15 protein-coding genes and 1 pseudogene are annotated in these 23,051 nt (G+C 39.9%); 8 read left to right on the top strand and 8 right to left on the bottom strand.

Features of this window, described 5'->3' with window-relative positions; translation table 11 throughout:
- Positions 1-15: 15 nt before the first annotated feature.
- From HG267_RS30770 to HG267_RS30750, 5 genes are all read right to left on the bottom strand, one after another.
- Positions 16-1,173: a phage tail sheath family protein gene (locus tag HG267_RS30770; RefSeq protein ID WP_045873063.1), complete on the bottom strand. Its 1,158-nt coding sequence runs from the start codon at positions 1,171-1,173 to the stop codon at positions 16-18.
- Between the two features lie 64 nt (positions 1,174-1,237).
- Complete coding sequence (locus HG267_RS30765) at positions 1,238-2,143, bottom strand: hypothetical protein (RefSeq protein ID WP_045873064.1); 906 nt, start codon at positions 2,141-2,143, stop codon at positions 1,238-1,240.
- A gap of 203 nt (positions 2,144-2,346) precedes the next feature.
- Complete coding sequence (locus tag HG267_RS30760; RefSeq protein WP_045873065.1) at positions 2,347-2,928, bottom strand: DUF4255 domain-containing protein; 582 nt, start codon at positions 2,926-2,928, stop codon at positions 2,347-2,349.
- 38 nt (positions 2,929-2,966) lie between these two features.
- Positions 2,967-3,197 carry a hypothetical protein gene (locus tag HG267_RS30755; RefSeq protein ID WP_045873066.1) on the bottom strand — a complete coding sequence of 77 codons (231 nt, stop codon included), beginning with the start codon at positions 3,195-3,197 and terminating at the stop codon, positions 2,967-2,969.
- A 37-nt stretch (positions 3,198-3,234) separates the two neighbouring features.
- Complete coding sequence (locus HG267_RS30750) at positions 3,235-5,169, bottom strand: hypothetical protein (protein WP_045873067.1); 1,935 nt, start codon at positions 5,167-5,169, stop codon at positions 3,235-3,237.
- A gap of 1,332 nt (positions 5,170-6,501) precedes the next feature.
- Here HG267_RS30750 and HG267_RS30745 point away from each other — a divergent pair.
- Positions 6,502-6,906 carry a hypothetical protein gene (locus HG267_RS30745; RefSeq protein WP_096621773.1) on the top strand — a complete coding sequence of 135 codons (405 nt, stop codon included), beginning with the start codon at positions 6,502-6,504 and terminating at the stop codon, positions 6,904-6,906.
- A 1-nt stretch (position 6,907) separates the two neighbouring features.
- Here HG267_RS30745 and HG267_RS30740 read toward each other — a convergent pair whose 3' ends face one another.
- The 3 genes and pseudogenes from HG267_RS30740 to HG267_RS30730 all read right to left on the bottom strand — a co-directional run bounded on the left by HG267_RS30740 (position 6,908) and on the right by HG267_RS30730 (position 11,545).
- A complete protein-coding gene (locus HG267_RS30740) occupies positions 6,908-7,147 on the bottom strand; it encodes a hypothetical protein (RefSeq protein ID WP_045873069.1) in 240 nt (79 codons plus the stop codon).
- 180 nt (positions 7,148-7,327) lie between these two features.
- Entirely contained in the window at positions 7,328-9,388 is a 2,061-nt protein-coding gene (locus tag HG267_RS30735) for a hypothetical protein (protein WP_045873234.1), read from the bottom strand.
- Between the two features lie 652 nt (positions 9,389-10,040).
- A pseudogene (locus HG267_RS30730) lies at positions 10,041-11,545 on the bottom strand (IS5 family transposase).
- Positions 11,546-12,272: 727 nt separating this feature from the next.
- On the opposite strand from HG267_RS30730, the gene HG267_RS30725 reads away from it, so the two are divergent.
- The 7 genes from HG267_RS30725 (at position 12,273) to HG267_RS30695 (ending at position 23,047) form a co-directional block, all read left to right on the top strand.
- On the top strand, positions 12,273-13,499 hold the full coding sequence (locus tag HG267_RS30725; protein WP_045873126.1) for a succinate--CoA ligase subunit beta: 1,227 nt from the start codon (positions 12,273-12,275) through the stop codon (positions 13,497-13,499).
- Positions 13,500-13,712: 213 nt separating this feature from the next.
- Positions 13,713-14,597, top strand: a complete 885-nt coding sequence (locus HG267_RS30720) for a succinate--CoA ligase subunit alpha (RefSeq protein ID WP_045873246.1) — start codon at positions 13,713-13,715, stop codon at positions 14,595-14,597.
- A gap of 1,426 nt (positions 14,598-16,023) precedes the next feature.
- Entirely contained in the window at positions 16,024-18,069 is a 2,046-nt protein-coding gene (locus HG267_RS30715; protein WP_045873127.1) for a polysaccharide biosynthesis protein, read from the top strand.
- A 97-nt stretch (positions 18,070-18,166) separates the two neighbouring features.
- The gene (locus tag HG267_RS30710) at positions 18,167-19,045 is read left to right on the top strand and encodes a hypothetical protein (protein WP_228045690.1); all 879 of its coding nucleotides are present in this window, start codon (positions 18,167-18,169) and stop codon (positions 19,043-19,045) included.
- Positions 19,046-19,083: 38 nt separating this feature from the next.
- Entirely contained in the window at positions 19,084-20,358 is a 1,275-nt protein-coding gene (locus tag HG267_RS30705) for a lipopolysaccharide biosynthesis protein (protein WP_045873128.1), read from the top strand.
- Complete coding sequence (locus tag HG267_RS30700) at positions 20,355-21,077, top strand: class I SAM-dependent methyltransferase (RefSeq protein ID WP_045873129.1); 723 nt, start codon at positions 20,355-20,357, stop codon at positions 21,075-21,077. The genes HG267_RS30705 and HG267_RS30700 overlap by 4 nt, the downstream gene beginning before the upstream one ends.
- Before the next feature lie 41 nt (positions 21,078-21,118).
- Complete coding sequence (locus tag HG267_RS30695) at positions 21,119-23,047, top strand: glycosyl hydrolase family 28 protein (protein ID WP_045873130.1); 1,929 nt, start codon at positions 21,119-21,121, stop codon at positions 23,045-23,047.
- Positions 23,048-23,051 lie beyond the last annotated feature (4 nt).

Below are 23,051 nucleotides of genomic sequence, written 5' to 3'. Positions count from 1 at the left end.
AATATTAGCAATCAGTTATTTTTTCTCGTCTACCAGCTGGCTAATGCGGAAGATGACAAATTCTGCTGGTTCGATTACCGCCACACCAATTTCTGTGACAACCTGACCAAGTTTGCGAGTTTCTATCGGATTATTTTCAGCATCGCATTTGACGAAAAATGCTTCTTGAGGGGTTGTCCCAAATAATGCACCTTTACGCCATTCGTTAGTCAGGAATGCAGTAATATTGCGGCGTATCTTTGCCCATAGTTCTGTATTATTAGGTTCAAAGACTACCCATTGAGTGCCTTCATCAATTGATTCCCGTAGGTAATTAAATTGGCGACGAATATTGATGTATTTGAAGTCTGGATTATCCTTACCTGCGCCTAAAGTCCGCGCTCCCCAAATACGGATGTTCCCGTTGAGATTGCGAATGCAATTGATCCCATCACTGTTGAGAGGTTCTTGCTTGGCTTTGCTGATATCTTGCTTTAAGCCTACAGCCCCTAAAATTGGTTCGTTAGCAGGTGCTTTGTGAACGCCTCTTTTATCATCAACACGAGCATACACACCAGCAACATGTCCGCTGGGAGGAATAAATTTTAGCTCTTTGCTAACGGGATCGTAAACTTGAATCCAAGGATAATATACTGCCGCAAAGTCTGAATTTCCTATTAGTTTCTGACTACCTGGTTTGAGTTGCTCTGAATCAGGGGGGATATCTTCTTCTGTATCCAAAATCGCAAAGCGATCGCCTAAACTACGACAGTGTATATCAATTTTAGCTAGGGCTGTTTTACTGGTAACTCCAGGCGCAGCCACAATAGCAATTTCATCAATGGCTTCAAATTTATCTAGAGCATCATCGAGTTTAGCTTCTTCTGTCACCCAAGTGACAAAACACCTAGTCCCCCCATTTCTAAAAAAGCCATACACAGCATGAGCGAGGGTATTCTGACCAGAATTAGCAGCGAAATCTCCAAAATATTTCTTGAATTCTGTGAAGTTTGTACAGAGTTTCACTTCACCATGATTAGTTGGTATTGTTTCCGCTTCGACACCATCACTAGCCGCCGCTAGATTAATGATACCAATAAAACCAGCTGTACTGGTTCCTACACCAACAATAGGTGCTAATCCTGAAGAAACTTCTTCAACATAAACACCAGGGGCAAGATAAGTGGAAGGCATGATATTTTTTCCTTTGTTGATAATTGTAATTATCGGACAAATGCAATTGACAATTAAGCAAATTTCAATTGCTAGTCAACTGAAAATTTAAGGATTTAATTTCCCCTTTTTGTAGATTTATTTCTTTTTGTTGTTTGGTATATCCTTGAGCCGAAACTATGACTGTGATGGGAGTATTTCTAGCTGCTATACCAACAAATCGGTAATTCCATTCTCCCTGTATTTGTTTAATTATTTGCTTACAGCTAAAAGTGTAGTTTTCACTCCCTTGAATTTGCACTTTAGCCATACAAATCGCTTCGGAATCATCCGCACTTGTGATTTTTCCTAGCAGCGTTGTTGGTATTAATTTTAACTCTACTCTATTAATATCATCAAGTAGATCTATATTTTGATTTTGCTTAATAATATTAATATTAGTTGCATTTTTTGAGGCAATTGTAACTTGACCTTGACTCTTTGTATAACGCAGTTGAGTATCAGCTAAATATGCTTCTAATTGATATACTCCATCTGGTAAATCCATAAAGTAGAACCAACCATCAGAGATTGTTTGAGTACGTCCGAGTTGAGCTTGTTTAGTTTTTGGGGTGTTGGGTAAGTAGTCAGAAATTTCCTGAAAAGCTTGAAATTTATGCTGATTACTGAGGCGATTATCATCCAATATATCCTGAAATAATTGCAGCTTATCAGCATTTTTTAAGTAAGGACTTCTCAGTTGTTCCCGAAAATCTTGAATCTCAGGATTTAGATTTTGATTCTCTAGATTGAGGTTGGTATTTAATGAATAGCACTGCAGTGGCAAATTTCGTAATCCCAAAACTTTAGTCTGGAAAATAACAAAGTTAATAAACTCATCAGGAGCATCAATAATTTTAACCACAGCGCCTGAAATTCCCTGTCCTGTAATGGCATCCTTAACTTGTCCAGCCATTGCTACTTGATGATGAAATCTTTGTCGTTTCAGCATTTTTTTTGATGGTGTTCAGAAAAGAATTCAGAAATTAGGAATCATATCTGTGAAGGTCGGTAATGGGTAATGGGAAAGGAAAATACAATTTACCAATTACCAATTACCAATTACCAATTACCAATTAACAACCAGATAGTAAGTAATTAGCCGGACTTGATATCAAGATTAATAGTTGATTCTGTGGTTATTTATATTTAGCTTTACAATACCCTGAACAGTTCATTTCTTGCATCCAGAACTAGAGGAACTTCTGTTGTGGGTTCTTCAACAGGAACAGAAATTGTCACTGTGTAAGTGAGTGCGGCTTTTGGTTTTCCTCCTATTGCTTGCCAAAATTCCCCTAAACTTTGTAAGTAACTAGAACGTAAACTAACGCCACTGGGAAGTGGTTCTTGGCCTTTCAAACTGCCTTGTAAAATTGCTGCTGGTAATGTCCGATAACGCAGCAACAATTTCATTACTTCTCCTAAGATGTGATGTTCTTGTTGGGGGTCATCAGAATTCACCCAAGCGGTAATCAAATAGGAACAATCTATTCTAGCTGGAGAACGTTTTTTAACGGCTGTACCATTTTGTAGACGTTGCACCGACCATTCACTACTCCGTAATTCCAGATTTTCCCGCACATCATAAAGAAAAAGGTTGATGGCTGGTTTCTGTTTGATAGACCCTTCTATTGGCATATCAAAGCTAATCGCTACTTTTGTTTCGCTGGATTTATTTAACCCTGGCAATTCGTGAGTTATTAATTGTTCTAAGGTGCTATCCAAGTCATCTAGCATCACTAAATTCCTATTGAAGAAGCAGAAGGCTGAAGAAATTAAGGTTCAGACATCATTTCTATAGTAGAGTGGGAAAATTTCTCTACTTTATGATTCTGTTGGCTATTAAACAAAGCCAATTCTTCTTCTAATACTTGAATTGCACCACTAATGCGGAGTAATGTTTCTCGCAGGTTGGCTTTTTGTGCATCTAAATTAGCTATTGCTTTCTGCCCTGCTTCATATTCTGTTGTTAGCGCCTGAAGGCGCTTTTCTAGTTGTTCCTTCATTGCCATCTCACTTTTTATTCACAGGTCTTAATTAACCTTAAAAGCTATAAGGAGTTTCCAGATCGTGAGTACCAATTTCCCGGAAATTAATGCCAGCGTTCTGCTTACTCATATCGATTTTTACCTTGAGATATGGTATGACATCAGGTCTAGGTTTAGGAATTAAATCAGCTGGAATATAAGCGGCGATATAGCGGTTGTAGGATTTGCTAGTCCAATGGCGGGCGAAGGGGTTGTCGTAAGTAGCTAGGAATCTTTCAATGGGATTGCCATTAACAGTAATACCAGTGTGCATACAACCATTCCAGTTGCTGTTATGCTCGACCAGATAGAGTAATTTGTCACTTCCAGACCATACGACTGGAACCATTAATTCTAAACTGGTTTTTTGAGGAATCGATGTGTAGATATCCCCATTCCAAGAGTCACTGTCTTTTTCCCAATTTGTTGCATCACCCCCATTGACTTTCCAGTGGTATCCAAGTGCTGATTGAGTTGCGTGAGACCAAGGGTTTTTGCTAAATGCTAATCCAGATAACCAAAATTCAGTACCTTGTTTGGAAATCAGTTTTACTTTCCCAGATCTGCCAACTGGAATGGGGAGCCATTGATGTGCATCGTAATGGCTATCAGTTAGAGAACCATCAGGACAGTAGGAATTACCGTATCTTTTTCCACCAGCCCAGCGTCCTAAATCTTCCTTAAATCCATCTAGAAACTGCGCTTTGACGATATTCCACCCACCACTATGCAATCTGATCCAGAGAGTATTGTATCCTTCTGGAACGTTGACGAGTGCCCCTCCATCATCTTCATCTGCGCCTCCATAGCAGAGCATTTGACGGTCGTGCCATAGGTTTTTGCTTGTATGTCTGGTTTCAGCGTCACCAGGTGCGTTTTTTAAGACACCATGTTTAGCGATCGCACCCGCAGCTTTCGCTTCAAAAATATCTTGATAAACAAGCGCATCATTGGGATACATTCGATGCCGCATTGGATTTGATGATTCCAGATGTAAGGCACGGATTACACCGTTAACATCCAGTTTTCTTCCTGGAGTAGTTGTACCAATGCCAACATTACCTGTATCACGTTCGATGGTTAGCCGTGGGTTTGCTACTCCTGCACGATAGGATACCAATTTGATTACAGATGAAACATCTGCTGGATCGCCACCTTCGGTAGCCCAACCATATAGCCCATCTGCTTGACTAGAGAGAGCAATCGCTGGTTTTTCCTCTGTAGGAGCATTTAAAGCCGCTAATCTCTCTTTAATTCGCCTTTCTAAATGCTCTTTGACGGCTTTTTCTGAAGGTACAACATCAATGCGATCGCTATCTGTGGCGATCGTTTCCGATACACCAATAATTTCTGAACCGCCTAATTCTAATGTTCCAGATATACTCAAATTGCCTTTAATAGTTAAAGATTGACCATCACTACGGAGAGCAATCTCTTCACTTTGTCCACTAGGTAACCGCGCCCCGGAATATTGCCTGACACTGTTGTCTATGTTGATTTGTCCATTCTCTAGGGTGATTTTGGCTAAAGTAATGGTTTTCGTATCTTTAGTTTCAATCGCTTCTAAAGTTAATAGAGGTTCCTCGATAAAGCGAGTGAAGCTATCAGGAATTTCCGGCTGTTGTAATACTTTTGGCTCTTGATGATATCGCAGACACACCCAACATAAAGAATTAATTTTAATGTTGGTTTTTTCGTCTGGAAGAATAATCAAATTGCCTTCGCCGTCAATCGCTGTACCGGATTTAACAGTAATAGCCGATTCACCTGCGATCGCTTCTACTTCTAGTCCTTCTACAATACCTGCTAAATGAAGTTTACTATTGATGTAACGCTGGCGATCACTCAGATATTTATGCGCTAACTCGAAATCTTCATCTAGAAGGTATTGCCCCGGAAAATAGTTGGGACGTTGTAGGGAAAAATTCGTCCAATCTTGTGGCTTAATCATGCGAATTTAGTCTTAGATTGTACAATTATGCCCATAGCAAATAATCCTATTGAGGTTATGAAAGATATCCATTTTGGCTGTTGACTGTTAATAATTAACAGTCACCAAATCTACAATACTTCACAAATAATCTAGGATTGCTATATAGCTATTAAGTTAAAACATTAGAGATTTTTGACTCCAAGTAAAAATAATCCTGATTTTAGGTGAATACTCAACCTAAAAATCAAAGATCTGGATATCTAGAATCTATATTTGACAGTTAAATTTTGAAACAAACTGATTGTTTGATTCGATACCTGCCTCAGCCAATTCTTAAATATCGCCCGCCATATAAAATTTTCGGGCTATGGGTAGAACACAATACCCAAAAGCATAAAAGCTTCACATCATAAGCAAGAGAGCTTACGCTGCGCTTCAACGTCTCATTGTGACAAAGGTATCTATTTTTGGCAAGGGGTACCGAGAAACTTTACAGTCAAGACAGATAATTCATCAAATTATCTGGCTTGCCAAACTGAGATTGTGGGATGAAGTGCAACAGGTTAGGAATTTCCAACTAAAAAAATATCGTATCGTTAGGGTAGCAGAGGAGGCAGTGCGGTCTTGGGGTTTCCCCAAGTAGAGCAACTTGCCGTGGAGCAGGCAAGCAGAGGGAGAGAAAGAATTTGCTCAATATCTTCGCCCTTGCTGATTGAATAATTTAATTTTAGGAAAAATTGCCTTGTATAGTTCAGGTAAAAATAGTTGCAGTGATATCTGCGTTGCACCTGGAGATGCGATCGCCTATCTTCATTTTCTGCAATTTTTGTGCTTTCAGGTAGGATCCAGTTCCAGATAGTATAAGGAAATATAAAATAGTTAAGCGCATCATCTAGTAGACAGATAAGACAGATTTAGTTACTTTTAGTTTAAATACTCCATTGAAATTTCTAAGATGAAAATAATTTAACCAATATGGTTAGTTTGTTATTGATAATTTATAGCTAAGTATAAATTTAAATATGTAACTTCTACCTTGAGGTATATAGTTTAATTTTATTGCAAACTAACACAGCACTGCCAACAGGCGATCGCTCTTTGTGTAACTAAAAAATAAATTAGCAAAGAAACTAAGTAAGTCGGTGGGAAAAAACAAAACAAAACTACGTTAAGAAAGGTAAACAAAGCTATAACCCTCTTCCCTCCTGCCTAGCCTGCGGCAATGCTTGCGCGAACTGCCTCCTGCCTTGTCATAGCGATAATTTTTAACACTGAGCTACTTATTAGGCACTTGAGCAAGGTTTAATCCGTCACAATGTCTAATTGAAAACAATTAAAATGTTGCAGATCATGTCGGAGGATCAGGTGAAAACAGGGATAATTGCCAAAACAGTCATTGCATCACTCGGTTTGCTAGCTTTATTTAGCCCCAGCCGCGCATCTGCTCAACTCGTACCACAACCTTGGGTTTCGGTTGGTGGACAAGATGGCGATGTTACCTATGCTGTGGGAGCTAGAGCTTTAAATTTGGGGGTGGAAGTTGGAAGTGGCCCCGACGGTTCTGCGGGAGTCGATGTCCTGAAATTTCTCAGTTTGCCAGTGATTTCACCTTATGTGGGACTGGGGTATTATTCCGAAGATAAAGGTGTTGCGGTTTCTGGTGGTGTTCAGGTAGGCGCTACCGATCACCTGTTTGTAGGTGCTGGTTATAACTCTGTGCGTGGATTTAATGGGCAATTAGGAATTAGATTTTAATTTATTTGAGCCGTTCAATGCCGATAATTTCTCGGTTACCTGCAATCTCATTTTGAGTGTGAAATGTAAAATATCGCTGCTGTGCTAATTGTTGCCACTCCTGTTGTAACGCCGAGTCAGGATGCTGACCACCGTTGAGTACCTCCAGCATAGGAGGCCAAATTTTTTTAATATGGTTAACATCGCTAACATAAAGTTTGAAACGACCTATGTTAGCGATCGCATAAATCCCAGAAGCCATAAGCAATCAATTATCAATTATCAATTAGGTAGATGCGTTCAACTTATTGTGTTGGGCGCAGTCTTTGCCACAGGTATGAAAAATTATGAATTATGAAACAAAAGATTGTTGTTCATAATTCATAATTGAGGATTTATTATTCTTCCTCTGCTTCCTGCTCCCTTGCTTTGGGGAATTGGATTACCCTTGGAGCGATCGCGTATATACTGGTTTGCCTTGGGAATCGTAGACGGACAAAGGTAAGTGGGCATTATCGCTAATTACTCCCAGCGCTTGTTGTAAAATTTGCAAGTGCTGACTTAGCCCCGGAACCGCATTTGGTGACGCAGGATTAGTATTAGGTAAAGTACTCCTTGCTAGGTCATATTCACGGGTTAACCGCACAGTAATTCCTTTACTATCAACAGTGAAATTACAAATCCGAATGCCATTTGTACAAGTTCTACTCAGGTCGTTGCGGGTTTGTTGCAAACTATTAGCAATTTCTAATTTTCCTTGAGCCTCTTTGAGTGCAGCAGAGTAGGGTTCCCCTAAAGACTCAGCCTGGAGATATTGAAAGCTATCATTAGGGATCTGTTTTAGGGACTGTACAGCCTGTTGCCATTGGGTAACTGCGGCTTGCCATTGTTGTTTTTGCTCGGATACCTTAGCTTGCTTGGCTGCACCCACCGCTTGCTGATAGGTTTTAGCTGCTAATTGTTCTTTAGTAGTACGATTGCGTGCTGTGACTAGTTTTGGTTTGTACTCCCGCAATAGTTGTTGTGCTTCTGGGTGTTCTGAGCTAGCTGCAGGAATACTATTTAAGGCATTGACTGCTACCTGCCAAGCAAACTGCACTCTTTGTAAGTCATTTAAAGATTTAACAGTCGTTTCCATCTGGGTAGCATTATTAGCTACAGCTTTAGCTGCAGAGAGTTTTTTCACCCATTTTTCTGCCACCAATAGTTGCTGATTGACAGTTTGCAAGCTAGTACGATAACTAAGTAATTGTACTTGAGCTAGTTGGGCAAAATCGCTGTTAGCACTGATGCTTTCCAATGGTGCGATCGCGCGCCGCCAGAGTTTTTGTCTAGCTTGTAATTCCTCGATGTTCTGAGCAGGTGTTTGCGATTTTTTCGTCGCCAAGGCTGCTGCTTGCAAACCTTTTACCACCTGATCGATTTTGTCTGATGAGGCAGATAAACTCGTTCGTAGTTCCTCTGCTTGTTGAGAATAAGGTGACCAAGCTGGAATACTGGCTAATTCTGAGACTGATGCTTGCAGTTGTTGCTGTACTGTGACTAATTCTCTTTCCGATTTAGCACGTCGCAGCGATCGCCTAGACTCCGTTTTTAATTGTTCGGCTGTTTGCACGGGTTTACACTCTGACAGCAGACAAGGAGTCAGCAGTACATACCCACCAAGACCTAAGGCGATAATTCCCACAACGCCTAAACCAATAAGACCAGATTTAATCAGTTTTTTTGATTTAGAGGTCGATAAATCTGGGCCCCCAGCGAAGGGATCAAACGGTTCTTCTTCCTCAATGTCATCGTTGAAAGATGCTTTTGAGAAAGATGAGCTAAATGTGGAATTAGCGTCATCATCTAAAGAAGCCGCTCTGAAGGATGATGCATATGTAGAATCAGTGTCATCATCTAAAGAAGCTGCTGAGAAATGTGGCGCAAATGGCAAATCTGCCTCATCTTCTAAAGCAGCTGCTGATAAATTGGGCGGAAATGGCAAATCATCCTCATCATCTACAGAAACATCCGAAAAATTTGGCGTGAATGGTGAATCCGCCTCATCATTTAAGGAAGCGCCTGAGATAGATTCAGGGATTGGGGGAAATATCAGCCGACTACCAGCAGCTTTACTATCCTCTAAAGGAGAATTAGTAGATGTGCTGATAGGGGGTTCTGGGAGATGAGGATAGGTAGTAATTTCACCTAGTTCTACTCGCTGATGTAAATCGAGAGAACGATTGGTATAAGGATATTTTTCCCCCAATACTCGCAGAAAACATTGAACCTGTCGCTCCTGCTGAGTTGGTAGCGACTGGATCACATCCTCAATTAGTTGAAAGATGGTGCTAGTGTCAGCTATCAACCCTGGTGGATGTTGAATTAAAATCATCAATCCGTCTTTATTGACGGCACATTTAACTTGGAAGACTCCGCCAGATGGAACTTCCGCAAGTAATTGTTCTTGCAAAGTTTTAGCTAGCAGCTGTAAGTCATCCTGTTGAACTGCTACTTTCATAGAGCGTTCCCGCTGTTCTTCTATATTGTTTTTCTTATCTTCGAGGTTAGGAAAGTAAGGGCTTTCGTTTGTTGAATGCAGATGCACAGTTTAACCAACCATAGCCGGATAATTAGATTGAACAACTTTCTAACACAAATTCTCGAGTTTAACCAAAAATCAAAAAAGCAGTAATTTTACGGTCGTCATATTTGGTTAAGGAATACCAAAAAACAATTATCCAGCAAGTAGACAATCTTAAAAGCCAACCAATAGCTAGATTTGGCGACTTTTTCATCTGGTAATCTATGACGACTAGAGTCAAATTTTGACAATTAAGCAACAAGTATAAATTCACAAAAATAAAATGGGCATAATAAAAGATTTCGGCATTTTCACTGTTTGCCTCAGCACAATGAAATGCTTCAAAACTGCTGTCCTTTATTTCAGCATTTGTACTCAAGTTGTGACAAAATTATCTCAATGCAAAAGTATACAAATTTATATTAATTACAACTCTCAAATCTTAAAATTACATCGTTTTAGGTGGGCGATCGCGCTTACGAGTCAAAGCGATCCATCACTATCCGCAAGTTGGGAACTTCTAAGGCATAAATTACTTAGGGCTTGCTGAAAAAGTCATTCCAAGGCAAGAGAAAAATTGACTCAGTAGTCAGGGAAGAGCAAATATAAGTTTTTGTTGTCTGCAATCAAACGGAACATCACTTTTGCTAATAAAAGAAGTGAAAAAAGATGTAATGTTGAAAAATTGGCATAAAAATTCCCAAAAAAGCCGTGAAACAAGGGTAGAAAGATTCATGACTAAAAAAGTAATAGCAATAGCAGTGACAGAGGTATGAGGAAGTTTAGCCATGACTCTACCCAAGCTAAATCTTCGTTTACCTTGTCCGAATTTACCCTCAATAGAGTTACGAATTAGCTCATCTTCTCGTGCTTGTTTCTTTTTTTCAGGACTGACATTTTTAGGTGGTCTCCCTAAAGGTGGCCCACTAATTCTAATTCCTCTTTCTTGACACCAAGAGCGGTTGTCTCTAGTGCGATAAATTTTATCAACATGAACTGATTGAGGATAATACCCGGTGTAGTTTTTGTAGGCTTCTACTTGTGATTTTAAGTCGCCTGATTCGTTAAAATTATCCCAACTAATATGGTCTAAAAATACATAGCCATCATAGCAACTAGCTGAAAGCTTTGCCCCAAACTCTACTTTTTTTCCAGCTTTACCACGGACTATCGGACGAATGTGTGGTTGATTTAAACTGACAATACGGTCTTCTATACTAATTTTTTTATTTTCATATAACCAAAGTTGTTGACGATAAATTTCTGCTACTACCAGTAATTTCTTATATTGCCTATTACTCAGGTTGAAGAGTGACGCACCTAACTCCATTAGCTGCTGAATGTGAACTAAATTTCTTTTGATATATTGTAGTTGCCGTTTAATGGCTTTCCTTCTTTCTTTAATGGTCGGTTTTCTTTTTTTGGCTACCAATAAGTAATTCTTTCTAGCTATATTTCTATAGGTTCTCGGTTTTTTTGATACTCTTTAACAAGAGGGAGTTATATAAAATATCTATAATTGTTTCTGTATGCTTTCTGGCTTGATTTAATAATCCTAAGTCTGTGGGATAACTGATATCCGCTGGCGCACAACTCGCATCTAATATTAATTTTCCCCGATTGGTCGGCTCATTTTTTTAAATCCTCGGTTTCTGACTTTTTTGATTTTACTTCTACCTCCTCTTTACTTTCTAACACTTGCTTGACTATTTCTCGATTCAGTTTGTTAACTAATTTTATATCTATTCTTTCTCTAAAGTGAACTAACATTGACGCATCAAATGGGGCATTATTGCTATAGCAAGACATTCCTATAAAGTATTGCAGATAGGGATTCTCCCTAATTTGCTCTACTGTCTCCCTATCACTTATGCCTAGTTTTTCTTTAATTATTAATGCCCCTAATGCCATCCTAAATGTTTTGGCTGGCGCGCCCATTTCTGCTGAAAATATTGCTGCGTACTCTGCTTCAAATTCTGACCAAGGTATCATCTCCGCCATGATTACCCAACGGTTATCTGAGGCTAGTTTTCCCCCAAAGGGTAGTTCAAAGTCTTCTGCTGCTGTTTCTTGCTTTTGCGCTTTTCGATACATATCAACGCAACTTGCTACAAGGGTTTTTACTTACTTTATCCTTTTTCCTTGCACTTTATTCTCTTTTGTCCCCCCAAATCTCTTGATTTATCTAGGTTTTTTGTTTATTCTGCAAGCCCTACTTAATTCCGCCATTGAATATAAAAGACTTACGCAACGCCGATGATGTCATTGCGAGCGAAACGAAATGGCGTGTTAAGCGTTGGCGCAGCCTCTCGCAGAGAAGGCTTTAGGGACTTCCAACCCAAAAAATATCCTGTCGCTGAGTAGGTAGGGGGCAGGGAGTAGGTGAAGCAGCGCCTAGCTCTTAAAAGTCTGGATTTTCTAGAAATTCGACTTTAGGCTCTTGACAAAATATCCGCAAAAATTATTACAGGCAAGTTTACTCTGATTTCAGAAGTAATACGTTACGCTATAGTACTTCACACTCTACACTAGGAATTGTAGATTACCAAATTTATATGACTAACGGGTTATTAATGGGGATAGTAGTTTGATGATATCACTGCAAATTTACTGAGAAGATTAATTACGTCAGGTGGAACTACCGTGAAATTGTAGGCAGTAAAATTTAATTTACCCCATTTGCTGAATTCGATAAAATTTATCAATGAAAATGATTATTTATACCTGTCTCAGGCTGAATTCCGTAATGAGAGTGCTGCAGTAGATTAAAGAAAACAAAGAACAGAAAAGCTTTGCTAGTGTCGCTACCAGGTGCGTGTTCATGGATTTATTGGAGTACCAAGTTAAAGAATGGTTTGGGAAAATCGGCATTCCAGTATTGCCTTCCCAACGCATCGATCATCCCACAGATCTGAAGCGGTTAAAAATTCGCTATCCAGTTGTACTGAAATCGCAGGTACATGCAGCGGAAAGAGCCAAAGCTGGTGGAGTGAGAATTGTCGAAACTACAATCGATGCGATCGCAGCCGCGCAAACTATCTTCAATTTGCCAATTTGGGGCGAGTTACCAGAAGTTTTACTGGCAGAATCTAAATATGATGCCAAGCAAGAATTATATTTAGCGGTAGTATTAGATACCGCACTTTGCCGACCAGTACTTTTAGGCTGCAAGGAAGCAGATATTGACTGGGAAACGGCAGGAGAAAAAATGGAATATGTGGTTGTAGAACAAGAATTTTCGCCATTTTATGCCCGTAGACTAGCTTTAAAATTAGGTTTAGAAGGTACACTCATGCAATCGATCAGTGCTGTGATCGAGAAGATGTATCAGTTATTTATCCAAAAAGACCTCGATTTAGTAGAGATTAATCCTCTGGCTATTAGCGTCACGGGTCAAGTAATGGCTTTGAATGGTAAAGTCAGGGTCAATGAACGTTCCATAGGCCGTCATCCAGACATCGCCGAAATGGCAGCAAAAATCAACTCAACTCATCGGCCTGGAGAAGTTAATAGCAACTTGGGCAATTGGGATGGCATAGAAATGCACGGTAAAATTGGCATTCTTGGCAATGGTACTGGTTCAGTCTTGGCAACTTTAGATTTAGTAGCCAATGCTGGTGGTAAGCCTGGTGTCTGCTTGAATCTGCGTCATGGCTTTCAAACTGACACCGCGAAGACGACATTTTGCGATCGCCTCGATAGAAGTTTGCAAATCCTCGCTGCTGACAGAAGTATTCAAGTCATACTACTCAATCTTTTGGGTAGCATTCCCCAGTACGACGAATTAGCTGAAGTAATCAGTAAATTTTTGCAACTAGATAAAAGCGAACTCAGATCCTCATCTGTGCGTAGTAATGGTAGCAAAAGCCGTCGGGAAAGCCATGTCCCCCGTTTAGTTGTGCGGCTTGCTGGTTCTGAGTTCAGTGCAGCGAGAAAAGCTTTAGCCTCATTAAAAACCCAAGGCGATACGCTGATATTAGTAGAAAATTTAGATGAGGCAGTAGCAGAATCAGTCCGCCTGGCCAAATCAACTGCTTATAAAAAATAAGTAGCCATCATGATTTGTGTACGGACAAATGGCGATTTTGCCAAAATTTGTAGAGACACGATTAATCGCGTCTGGAGTCAATAGTCAAGGGTCAATAGTCAATAGTCAAAGATATGTCTTAATTTTGAATTGTTTTCCCCCAATCCCCAGTCCCCAATCCCCAACCCCCAATCCCCAATCCCCAGTCCCCAACCCCCAATCCCCAATCAGTTTATGAACTTAACGCCAGATAGCAAAGTTGTAATTCAAGGGTTCAGTGAATTTATCTCAGCAACTCATATTACTCAGATGAAAGCTTATGGCACAAATGTGGTTGCTGGTGTCAATCCCGGATTTGGTGGACAAAAACAGTATGATCTGCCTGTATTTGATTTGCTTGAAGAGGTAGTAGGACAATTTGGGCCCATTGACACAACAATTATTTGTGTCAACCCTTACCAAGTTCTAGATGCAGCCTTAGAAGCGATCGCATCTAATATTCGCCAAATTATTATCATTGCTGCAGGTGTACCACCTTTGGATATGGTGCAATTACTCAGGAAAGCTGAATCCCATGAAACTTTGGTGGTAGGGCCAAATAGTCCAGGAATTATTGTGCCAGGTAAAATTCTCTTAGGTACTCACCCCAGTGAATTTTACACTCCTGGTCATGTGGGAATTGTCAGCCGTAGCAGCACCCTCACCTACGAAGTTGCTTGGGAATTAACCAAAGCGGGTTTAGGACAATCGATTAGTGTCAGTATTGGGAGTGATGCGATCGTTGGTTCCTCATTTCTGCAATGGTTGCAAATTCTCGATGAAGATGAAACTACAGAAGCGATCGTTTTAGTCGGCCAGCCTGGTGGCGGTAGTGAAGAAGCTGCAGCGCGCTACATTAGCGAAGCGATCGATAAACCAGTAATTGCCTATATAGCAGGTAGACAAGCACCACCCGGAAAACATTGGCGACAAACCGGCACTTTAGCCACAATCATCGGCCGCGATCCTAACTTTGGTACTGCACAAAATAAATTAGCCGCTTTCCAAGAAGCACAGGTTCCAGTAGCCGAACGCCCTTCTCAAATTCCAGAGTTGGTGAGAAAAGGAATGAAATCATAGCGATTTCCACAATTCTCTACAAACCATCAATCATATTACTCTTTTGTACCCCTACTTATTAGATGTGATTCTAATGCATTGAAAATGCTTTGATGGAATTACAACTATCAAAAGGGGTATTTTTATTTTAACTATGATATAAATCACAAATAAGGGACAAAGTTTTATCTTTGAAAAAAGAATGATCCGTTGTCCAGGCAGATTGGATAGCAAGTAACTTTATTTAAACCTCATACAAACTTGGTCGCATTGGGACTATTTTTAGCAATGCTTCATGAAATCTATATAAATTTACGGAGATTATGTTAGCAATTTTATGAAATCTATATATAAATAATGAGTAAAATATGCTAAAAAAGTCGATAAAAGCTTAGTATCTGAGATATTGCAATTTATAAACTCATATATACATTCGCAAGAATAAAGTGATATATAGTTTATAGACAAAGCTGTAAATAGTCTCAGTGTTACCTATCTCTAGGAGGATAGTTACTACATCTGACAAATTAATCTGAAATTAACGCCAAGCTTTGACAGATTAAATAAAAACAAACTGATTTAACATTCATGGTTTATCGCTGAGGTAACTCAGAAAGTTTAGGAAAAATTATCTACCTAAAATAGTTGTGTATCAAACTTAAGTGGAAATGCACAACGCGATAAACAGGGTGTGCGTGTTTGAGAAAATTGCTTTGAGAATCGTATTCATCATTGCGAAAATTTAGAATTGGAGAGGCTTCCCAAAGAGTAGCCATCAAATTCAACCTCAAAATAACTTGCTTTAGACGTACTCATCTTGGGTTTTTTAGCGGCGAAATTCATTATAATAAGAAGAATTTTTCAATATTAATTTAGTTTTAATATTGGAAATATTTCAAGTTGGTCATGTAGGTTGGCTGCTCTCAATGACGAAGTGTCAAAAATTAGTGCTTTTTATATTGCAGCAATAGGCTACTCTAATTCGCGGTCAAACCAGAGTGTATTGCTGACAGTATATAGGTCTATATTGGCATCAATAATATCTATAGGATTCCTCTTTAATTTTGGCAATAATCTGTAAAGTGTGGCATGGCTCACTGATGCCAATTTAGTTGGTTTATTCCCAGCCTATAGATACTAAGAAGATGGCAAAAAATAACTAGATTTCCATAACTTCCATAACTGATATTCAATTAATAGAGTAAATATTTATTAAAATATTTACTCTCAAGAATGATGATTGCAATAAATCTTGTAGGGATTTGCGCTCATTAGTATTCAGCAAAAAAAGTCAAATTTCAGAAGTATCATCCAGAATTTATTCAGTAAAATTATGGCTAGTTTTAGCCATAACAAAAATAAATTTTTTGCCTGGTTTTCATAAAACTTCAAGGCTTGTTTGAACAATAAACATTGATCGTTTACCGGGGTGAAAAGCTCTAAGAGCATGAAATACCTAATGTTTAGCTTTCAGTCGGCATCTCGAAAAGTTGCCCAAACATTCTTATGCGGATTGCTAAAACTGCAAAATAAACATTTATTAATTTGTGATATTTGTTTATTTGCAATCACACCATTATTAGCTTTATTTCTCCGCTTAGATGGAGTTTTGGCATTAAAGGCATATATCACAGAACTAGAAATCGCCACAATCCTGTTCTTAGCAATTAAACTAATTTTATTTTGGCATCTGGGATTTTATCGACGTTACTGGCGCTATGCCAGTATTGAAGAACTAACATATATAGCTATGTTAATGTTGGCTGCGGTAGTTATTCAAAGCCTAGTCTTCGATGCTTTTCACTACATACCATATTTGACTATTAAGAAACTTCCCCAATCCCTACCATTTATTGATGGTTTACTGTCTTTTATTTTCGTGGGTGCGCTGCGTTTTAGCGTCCGCGCTGTTGATAAAACTAGCCAAAAAACAGTATTGTCTCCCACAACCGAACGAGTCTTAATAGTGGGTGCGGGTAGTGCTGGGGTTTCACTAGTGCAAGAGATGCAAAGAAATCCCCAACTAGGTTTTTATCCGGTAGCCTATATTGACGACGATCCGCAAAAATTGAACTTACGTATTCGCGGGATTCCTGTAGTTGGCGATCGCTTCCACATTCCCCAAGCAATTCAATCTCTCCAGATCCAAAAAGTAGTCATTGCAATGCCTACCGTAGTTGGGGGAGTGATTCGGGAGATTGTAGACATTTGCAAAGCCACAGGCATTCACACTAGTACCCTACCGGGAATACATGAGATTCTCAATGGTCGTGTTCGGGTAGACAACATTCGTGATGTCCGCATTGAAGACTTACTCAGACGGGAATCTGTACAGACAGATATTGAGAAAGTCGCCAAATTTATTACAGGTAAAAAAGTCCTGATTACAGGTGCAGGTGGCTCAATTGGTAGCGAACTGTGCAGGCAGATTTTTCAATGTCGTCCCACGCAAATGATCCTGATTGGACATGGTGAAAATTCTGTCTTTAATATCCAACAGGAATTAGAACAACTACTAGCAGTCCTGAAACAGGGTAGTAAAGCCCAACCAAACATCCCACGAATTTCTGCATTTATTGCTGATATTCGCTTTCGATCGCGATTAAAAAATGCTTTTGAGCAATTCCAACCGGATGTAATTTTTCATGCTGCAGCCCATAAACACGTACCTCTCATGGAAGACAATGCAGCAGAAGCAATTACTAACAATGTTGTAGGTACTAAAAATTTGTTGGACATGGCACTGCAATATGGTGTTCAACATTTCGTGATGATCTCCACAGATAAAGCCGTGAACCCGACAAATATCATGGGTGCTAGTAAGCGAGTGGCAGAAATGTTAGTACTGCAAGCCGCCAGAGAAAGCGGTAAACCCTATGTAGCTGTGCGATTTGGCAATGTCTTAGGTAGTAGGGGAAGTGTCGTTCCTACCTTCAAAAAGCAAATCGCCGCAGGTGGCCCTGTGACCGTCACCCATCCCGAAATCTGCCGTTATTTCATGACCATACCGGAAGCAGTTCAACTAGTTTTACAAGCCGTTGTTCTTGGTCGTAGTGGTGAAGTCTTAATGCTGAACATGGGACAGCCAGTCAAAATTGTGGACTTAGCCGCAGAACTCATTCGCCTTTCGGGATACGAAGTCAACAAAGACATTGAGATTATGTTTACAGGCTTGCGACCCGGAGAAAAGTTATTTGAAGAATTGTTTATTGCCGGAGAAGAATATGAACCCACCGAACATCAAAAGCTCTTAGTTGTGAAAAATGCCAGTCGGATTATCCCAGAGAGTATTAATGTTGTCGTCGAGTCTTTGTGTAAAGCAGCAGAGAGAAATGATGGGGATTATATTATGTTTTTGCTGGCACAAATAGTACCAGGATATAAACCCAAATCCTTAGGAAATAAAGTGTCAGCTAATGCCGCACAAAATATTTATGCCAAGACAAATTCCCATATCAATGAACGAGGAAAATTGAAACCTCAAGAAGCATAAATAGCGAGAAACTAAGTTAACAATCAGTCAAGATATGTAAACTTGCAAGTAATTTGCTTTTTCTCAAGCGAGGGAGAACTTGAAGGGGAATTAATCCATGACTAATTTACAGATAAGGCCAACTAATTCTGAAGCTGTAATCTTGTCCATGAACGAAGAAGCAGCAGCTGATTGGTATCGCCAGCAAGGAATGCAAATTTTCTACCATCAGGGGCATTATTGGAAACAGACAAAATTTGGTTTTTATGAACCCATTAATTTACTAGCTCGTTTGACTGTAAAGCAAGCAACTTGCCCCAAAAAAATTCACTTAGGATTTCGCGCTTCTTTGTGCGAAGCTGATGCGGCAGCAGCTAATGGCTCAATCCCCATTCATCTACTATCTGATGTTGAAGGCTACAACTTGCAAAGCCTGTCAGCAAATCGGAGAAATCACCTAAAAAGATGTCACAAACGCGCAAAAATTTTGCAGTTATTGAGTCCAGAACTCTTAGAGGAACAAGGATATGAAGTTTTTTATTCGGCAACAATTCGATTTGGCGGCAAAGTAATTCCTAAAAAAGTTTATTTATCTCAACTGGCAAAACATATACCCTCTGAACAGCGTTATGTTTTTGCAGGATTAATCAACGATAAATTAGGTGGCTATATGACAACTTACGTAGTTGACGGCACAGCTTATATCGAAAGAGCCTTGCTGGCCACCGAAGCACTATCAGCTTATATTGGTACAGGCTTAGTCTTTGAGTTTGTGCAAGCCTGTCGCCGCTCGGGGAAAATTCGTGAAATTGTCTACGGTTACCATACTCCTACAGATCCAGCACTCTCGACCTTCAAGGAAGGAATGGGTTTTCCCGTCAGACAGATTCCTGCCAAAGTAGCGGTGAATCCGTTGATCGATCCTATTTTCCGTTGGCGTTATTCATCTGCCTACTATTTCCTCACTGGCAAATATGCGATGGCTGGAAAGAAATGATCTCGGTGTCTACACCTATCAACAGATAAACAGAGGCTATGGCACAACTCACACCACTAACGCTGAAGTATAACTTTTCTTGGACATTCATTGGTAATGCTGTCTATGCAGGTTGCCAATGGGGGATGCTGGTAGTGATGGCTAAACTCGGCAGTCCAGAGATGGTAGGACAGTTTACTTTAGGCTTGGCTGTCACGGCACCTGTGATCATGTTTACTAATTTGCAACTACGAGCCGTTCAAGCAACAGATGCCAAACAACAGTATTTATTTAGCGATTACTTGGGTTTGAGGCTGCTGGGTACAACAATAGCACTGGTAGTCATTGCCGCGATCGCTTTAATATCTGGATACCAATGGCAGACATCGCTGATTATTTTGTTAGTGGGTTTAGCAAAAGCATTTGAGTCGATTAGTGACGTTTATTACGGCTTAATTCAGCAGCATGAACGTATGGATCGCATCGCCATGTCGTTGATGATTAAAGGTTCTCTGTCACTGCTGTTTTTAGGTACGGGAGTCTACATATCAGGCAATTTAGTATGGGGTGTAGTGGGATTAATCTTGGCTTGGGCTTTTGTGCTTGTAGGTTACGACATTCCTAGTGGTGTATGGCTTTTGAAAACTTCTCTTGGGAATTCGCAATCCCCAAGCCACAGTCGCTGGCGACCACGTTGGCATCTGAAAACATTAGCAAAATTGAGTTGGCTTTCTCTGCCTTTGGGTTTAGTCATGATGCTAATTTCACTCAACGATAATATTCCTCGCTACCTAATCAAATCCTATTTAGGTGAGCGATCGCTGGGTATTTTTGCCAGTATGGCTTACCTCATGGTTGCAGGCAACATGGTAGTACTGGCGCTAGGACAGTCAGCTAGTCCGCGACTGGCAAAATACTACGCACAAGAGAATACTCAGGCTTTCCGCACACTTCTCATCAAGTTAGTTGCAGTTGGTGCTTGTTTAGGTGGAATTGCTATTCTTGTAGCTTTATTAGCTGGTCGTGAGATTCTCACCCTGTTCTACAAACCTGAGTATGCAGAGCATTCAGATATTTTGATTTGGTTGATGCTAGCAGCAGCTATTGGATACATCGGCAGTTTTTTAGGGTATGGCATCACTGCAACCAGAGCATTTAGTTATTTTCTGCTGCCTTATCTAATGATGACCGGGATTACAGCTATAGCCTCTTTGCTACTGATTCCTACCTATGGTCTGATTGGTGCTACCTGGGCTTTATGTGCAGCTAACGTAGCGACATGTATCATGCCCATCGGCATTTTAGTCTTGATTAACAAAGGAAAACAATCATGAGTTCTGTTCGCGATCGCTTAATTGAAACCTATGCAGACTTTTATGGTCGTATTAACGACAACATCGAACCCCAAGCACTCACACTCCGAGATTTTCAAGCCATGCAATTGATGTATGGAGAGCTAGTTAAGGCGCTACCCCCTAACAGCAAAGTCCTCGACTTAGGCTGTGGGACGGGCTTTCTTCTCAATTGGCTTTCCCAGCAACCAGGTATTGTTCCCATCGGGGTTGATAGCTCAGTCAGTCAGGTGGAAATAGCAATCCGCAATTTGCCTGGTATTGAAATTGATTGCGACGAAGGACTTCATTATTTGCGACAACACCCCAACAAGTTTTCTGGCATTTTCTGTACAGATGTATTGGAACATATACCAGGAAAAGACTTATGTTTGGAATGGGTGGAAGCAGCAGTATCAGCCCTACAACCTGGTGGCTTCTTTTATTGTCGAGTTCCAAATGCCGCCAATTTAACAGGATGTTATTCCCGTTATATGGATTTTACACATGAGCGGGCTTTTACTAGTACCTCTTTATTGCAATTAATGGAAGTAGGCGGCTTAAAAAATTGCCGAATTGTACCTATTCGTTCTGCTCATTTGATTGGTAATCTGCGTCTGATAATTGAGTATCTTTTACACAGAAGTATTTTCCTAATTTGTGGTCGCGGCAGAGAAAGATGTTTTACCTATAATGTTTGCGCTGTTGGCTTTAAAAAGTGAATAACCAATTGTGATTCACCAAAGTTTTGGAGTAATCATTCATGCATTACACAAACTTCAGTCACCGCCAGCAGTGGTGGCATAAAAAAATTAATCCCCGAAAATTGTTGCTGATTTCTTTATTGATTGCAGTGTTATTTAACTTTTTTCTTTCCTCTTTGAACAGCACTGCACCACCTGCTGCCAGCATAGTGAAACTTTATCCGCCACTGACTACCGCTACCGCCAGTAGTATCTATTCAGTTACGGTAAATAACAAACCTGTATTTGTGGAAAAATATAACTCTTTAAGTTATGTACAATTTGCCTTTGCAGGTACGGCTAATATTGAAATTCAAGTCAAAGAAAAGGTTAATAAATACACAATTAGCCCCAAAAGTTACAAACTGCCATCACGCAAACAGGGTAACAAAATTTCCTTTTCTTTAACTGTTCCCAGAAAGCTGATTTTACATCACGTTAATTCCTTAGATGAGAAATTGTTTATTTTGGCAGATCCCTTAGAAGAAAATCCTCCCCAACTAGGTGATCGACAAGTAACTAATATCATCAATTACCAAGTAGATAACACAGGTAAAATCAATGCTACCGACAAAATTCAACAAGCCATTGATGATGTTGCCGAACATCATGGCATCTTATATTTTCCCGCAGGTGTTTACAAAACACGCCAACTTAACCTCAAAAGCCATATCACTTTATATTTAGCTCCAGGCGCTGTATTAGCTGCAATTACAGAAGCAGACCCTGCTCATGGTCGGGGATTACTGCAACTAGAAAATGTTCAGAACGTCAAAATTATTGGGCGTGGAACTATTAATGGCAATGGTTCTTATTGGCGACCTAGAAAAGGATGGTACACTTTAATCTTACTCAAAAATGCCAAAAACATTTGGTTGCAAGATATCCTACTCAAAGACCCAGCAGTCGCGAATGTGTGGATGTCTTATTCAGAAAATGTCAAAATTGATAATCTCAAAATTTTAGCTAATCCTCAACCAGAATTTTTAAATACAGATGGCTTTGATTTCTGGTCTTCGAGAAATATTACAATTAACAATGTACTTTATGTTGGGACAGATGATGCCACTGCTCATGGTGGCGATCGCGAGAGTCAGATTCATAATAATGAGAATATTAATGTGAGGAATTCCGTTTTCTATAATGGCAACGGATTCAAAATAGCGGCAACAAAAATCCCCAATTATATTAAAGATATTACTTATGAAAATATAGATGTGGTATTTGCCAACGAACTATCAGGATTTTGGCCAATTTCTGGGGGATATTTTGAGAATATTTACTTCAAAAATATTCGAGTAGAAGATATTCTTAATACCCCAGAAGATGATAAATCTGCCCGTCTATTTACCTGGCTAATTAGGGTGGGTTCAGGAGACCCAGATTCATCACCTGAACGTTTTGGGCATATCAGAAATATCTTTATTAATAACCTGACAGTAGAGCATCGCGGTGGTGCAAAATCAGTTTTTCTGGGATATGATGCCCAACGCAATATCAGCAACGTTGTTTTTGACAATCTCTGCATTGAGGGTAAAAAGGTTTCAAATCCCCAAGATGCCTATTTCGATATTCAAAATCAGTATGTGCAATTAAAGTTTACCAGCAGCAATCCCACGATTGTGAACATCAGAGCCAGCGCGCTGTATGCATCTCAGGGAAATGCTGGGCAGTTTCGGATTACACGTACAGGGGACAAGAGCAAACCTTTAACAGTGAAATATACCATTCGGGGAACAGCAAAAAACGGCAGAGATTACCAAAAAATTCCTGGTACAGTCACAATTCCCGTTGGTGCAGATACGGTAGCGATCGCCATTCAACCCCAAAATCACAACCAGCGTCAACGACTAAAGACAGTCCTTCTCTCTTTGGAGAACCAACCTCACAGTACCAGCTATATGCTGAGTCCTAATTTTCAAGCAGTGGTAAATATTCGTGAATCGTGAGGAA

Origin of the sequence: Tolypothrix sp. PCC 7601 (assembly GCF_025677855.1) — a bacterium.
GTDB lineage: Bacteria > Cyanobacteriota > Cyanobacteriia > Cyanobacteriales > Nostocaceae > Aulosira > Aulosira diplosiphon.
This window is presented reverse-complemented; position numbering and strand designations above follow the sequence as displayed.

What these genes read in the sequence shown, in the direction of transcription:
- HG267_RS30720 (WP_045873246.1), top strand. Translation starts at nt 13,713, where the DNA reads ATGAACTTAACGCCAGATAGCAAAGTTGTAATTCAAGGGTTCAGTGAA.
- HG267_RS30715 (WP_045873127.1), top strand. Translation starts at nt 16,024, where the DNA reads ATGAAATACCTAATGTTTAGCTTTCAGTCGGCATCTCGAAAAGTTGCC.
- HG267_RS30695 (WP_045873130.1), top strand. Translation starts at nt 21,119, where the DNA reads ATGCATTACACAAACTTCAGTCACCGCCAGCAGTGGTGGCATAAAAAA.
- HG267_RS30750 (WP_045873067.1), bottom strand. Translation starts at nt 5,169, where the DNA reads ATGATTAAGCCACAAGATTGGACGAATTTTTCCCTACAACGTCCCAAC.
- HG267_RS30705 (WP_045873128.1), top strand. Translation starts at nt 19,084, where the DNA reads ATGGCACAACTCACACCACTAACGCTGAAGTATAACTTTTCTTGGACA.
- HG267_RS30765 (WP_045873064.1), bottom strand. Translation starts at nt 2,143, where the DNA reads ATGCTGAAACGACAAAGATTTCATCATCAAGTAGCAATGGCTGGACAA.
- HG267_RS30700 (WP_045873129.1), top strand. Translation starts at nt 20,355, where the DNA reads ATGAGTTCTGTTCGCGATCGCTTAATTGAAACCTATGCAGACTTTTAT.
- HG267_RS30760 (WP_045873065.1), bottom strand. Translation starts at nt 2,928, where the DNA reads ATGCTAGATGACTTGGATAGCACCTTAGAACAATTAATAACTCACGAA.
- HG267_RS30755 (WP_045873066.1), bottom strand. Translation starts at nt 3,197, where the DNA reads ATGAAGGAACAACTAGAAAAGCGCCTTCAGGCGCTAACAACAGAATAT.
- HG267_RS30725 (WP_045873126.1), top strand. Translation starts at nt 12,273, where the DNA reads ATGGATTTATTGGAGTACCAAGTTAAAGAATGGTTTGGGAAAATCGGC.
- HG267_RS30770 (WP_045873063.1), bottom strand. Translation starts at nt 1,173, where the DNA reads ATGCCTTCCACTTATCTTGCCCCTGGTGTTTATGTTGAAGAAGTTTCT.
- HG267_RS30735 (WP_045873234.1), bottom strand. Translation starts at nt 9,388, where the DNA reads ATGAAAGTAGCAGTTCAACAGGATGACTTACAGCTGCTAGCTAAAACT.
- HG267_RS30710 (WP_228045690.1), top strand. Translation starts at nt 18,167, where the DNA reads ATGACTAATTTACAGATAAGGCCAACTAATTCTGAAGCTGTAATCTTG.
- HG267_RS30740 (WP_045873069.1), bottom strand. Translation starts at nt 7,147, where the DNA reads ATGGCTTCTGGGATTTATGCGATCGCTAACATAGGTCGTTTCAAACTT.
- HG267_RS30745 (WP_096621773.1), top strand. Translation starts at nt 6,502, where the DNA reads ATGTCGGAGGATCAGGTGAAAACAGGGATAATTGCCAAAACAGTCATT.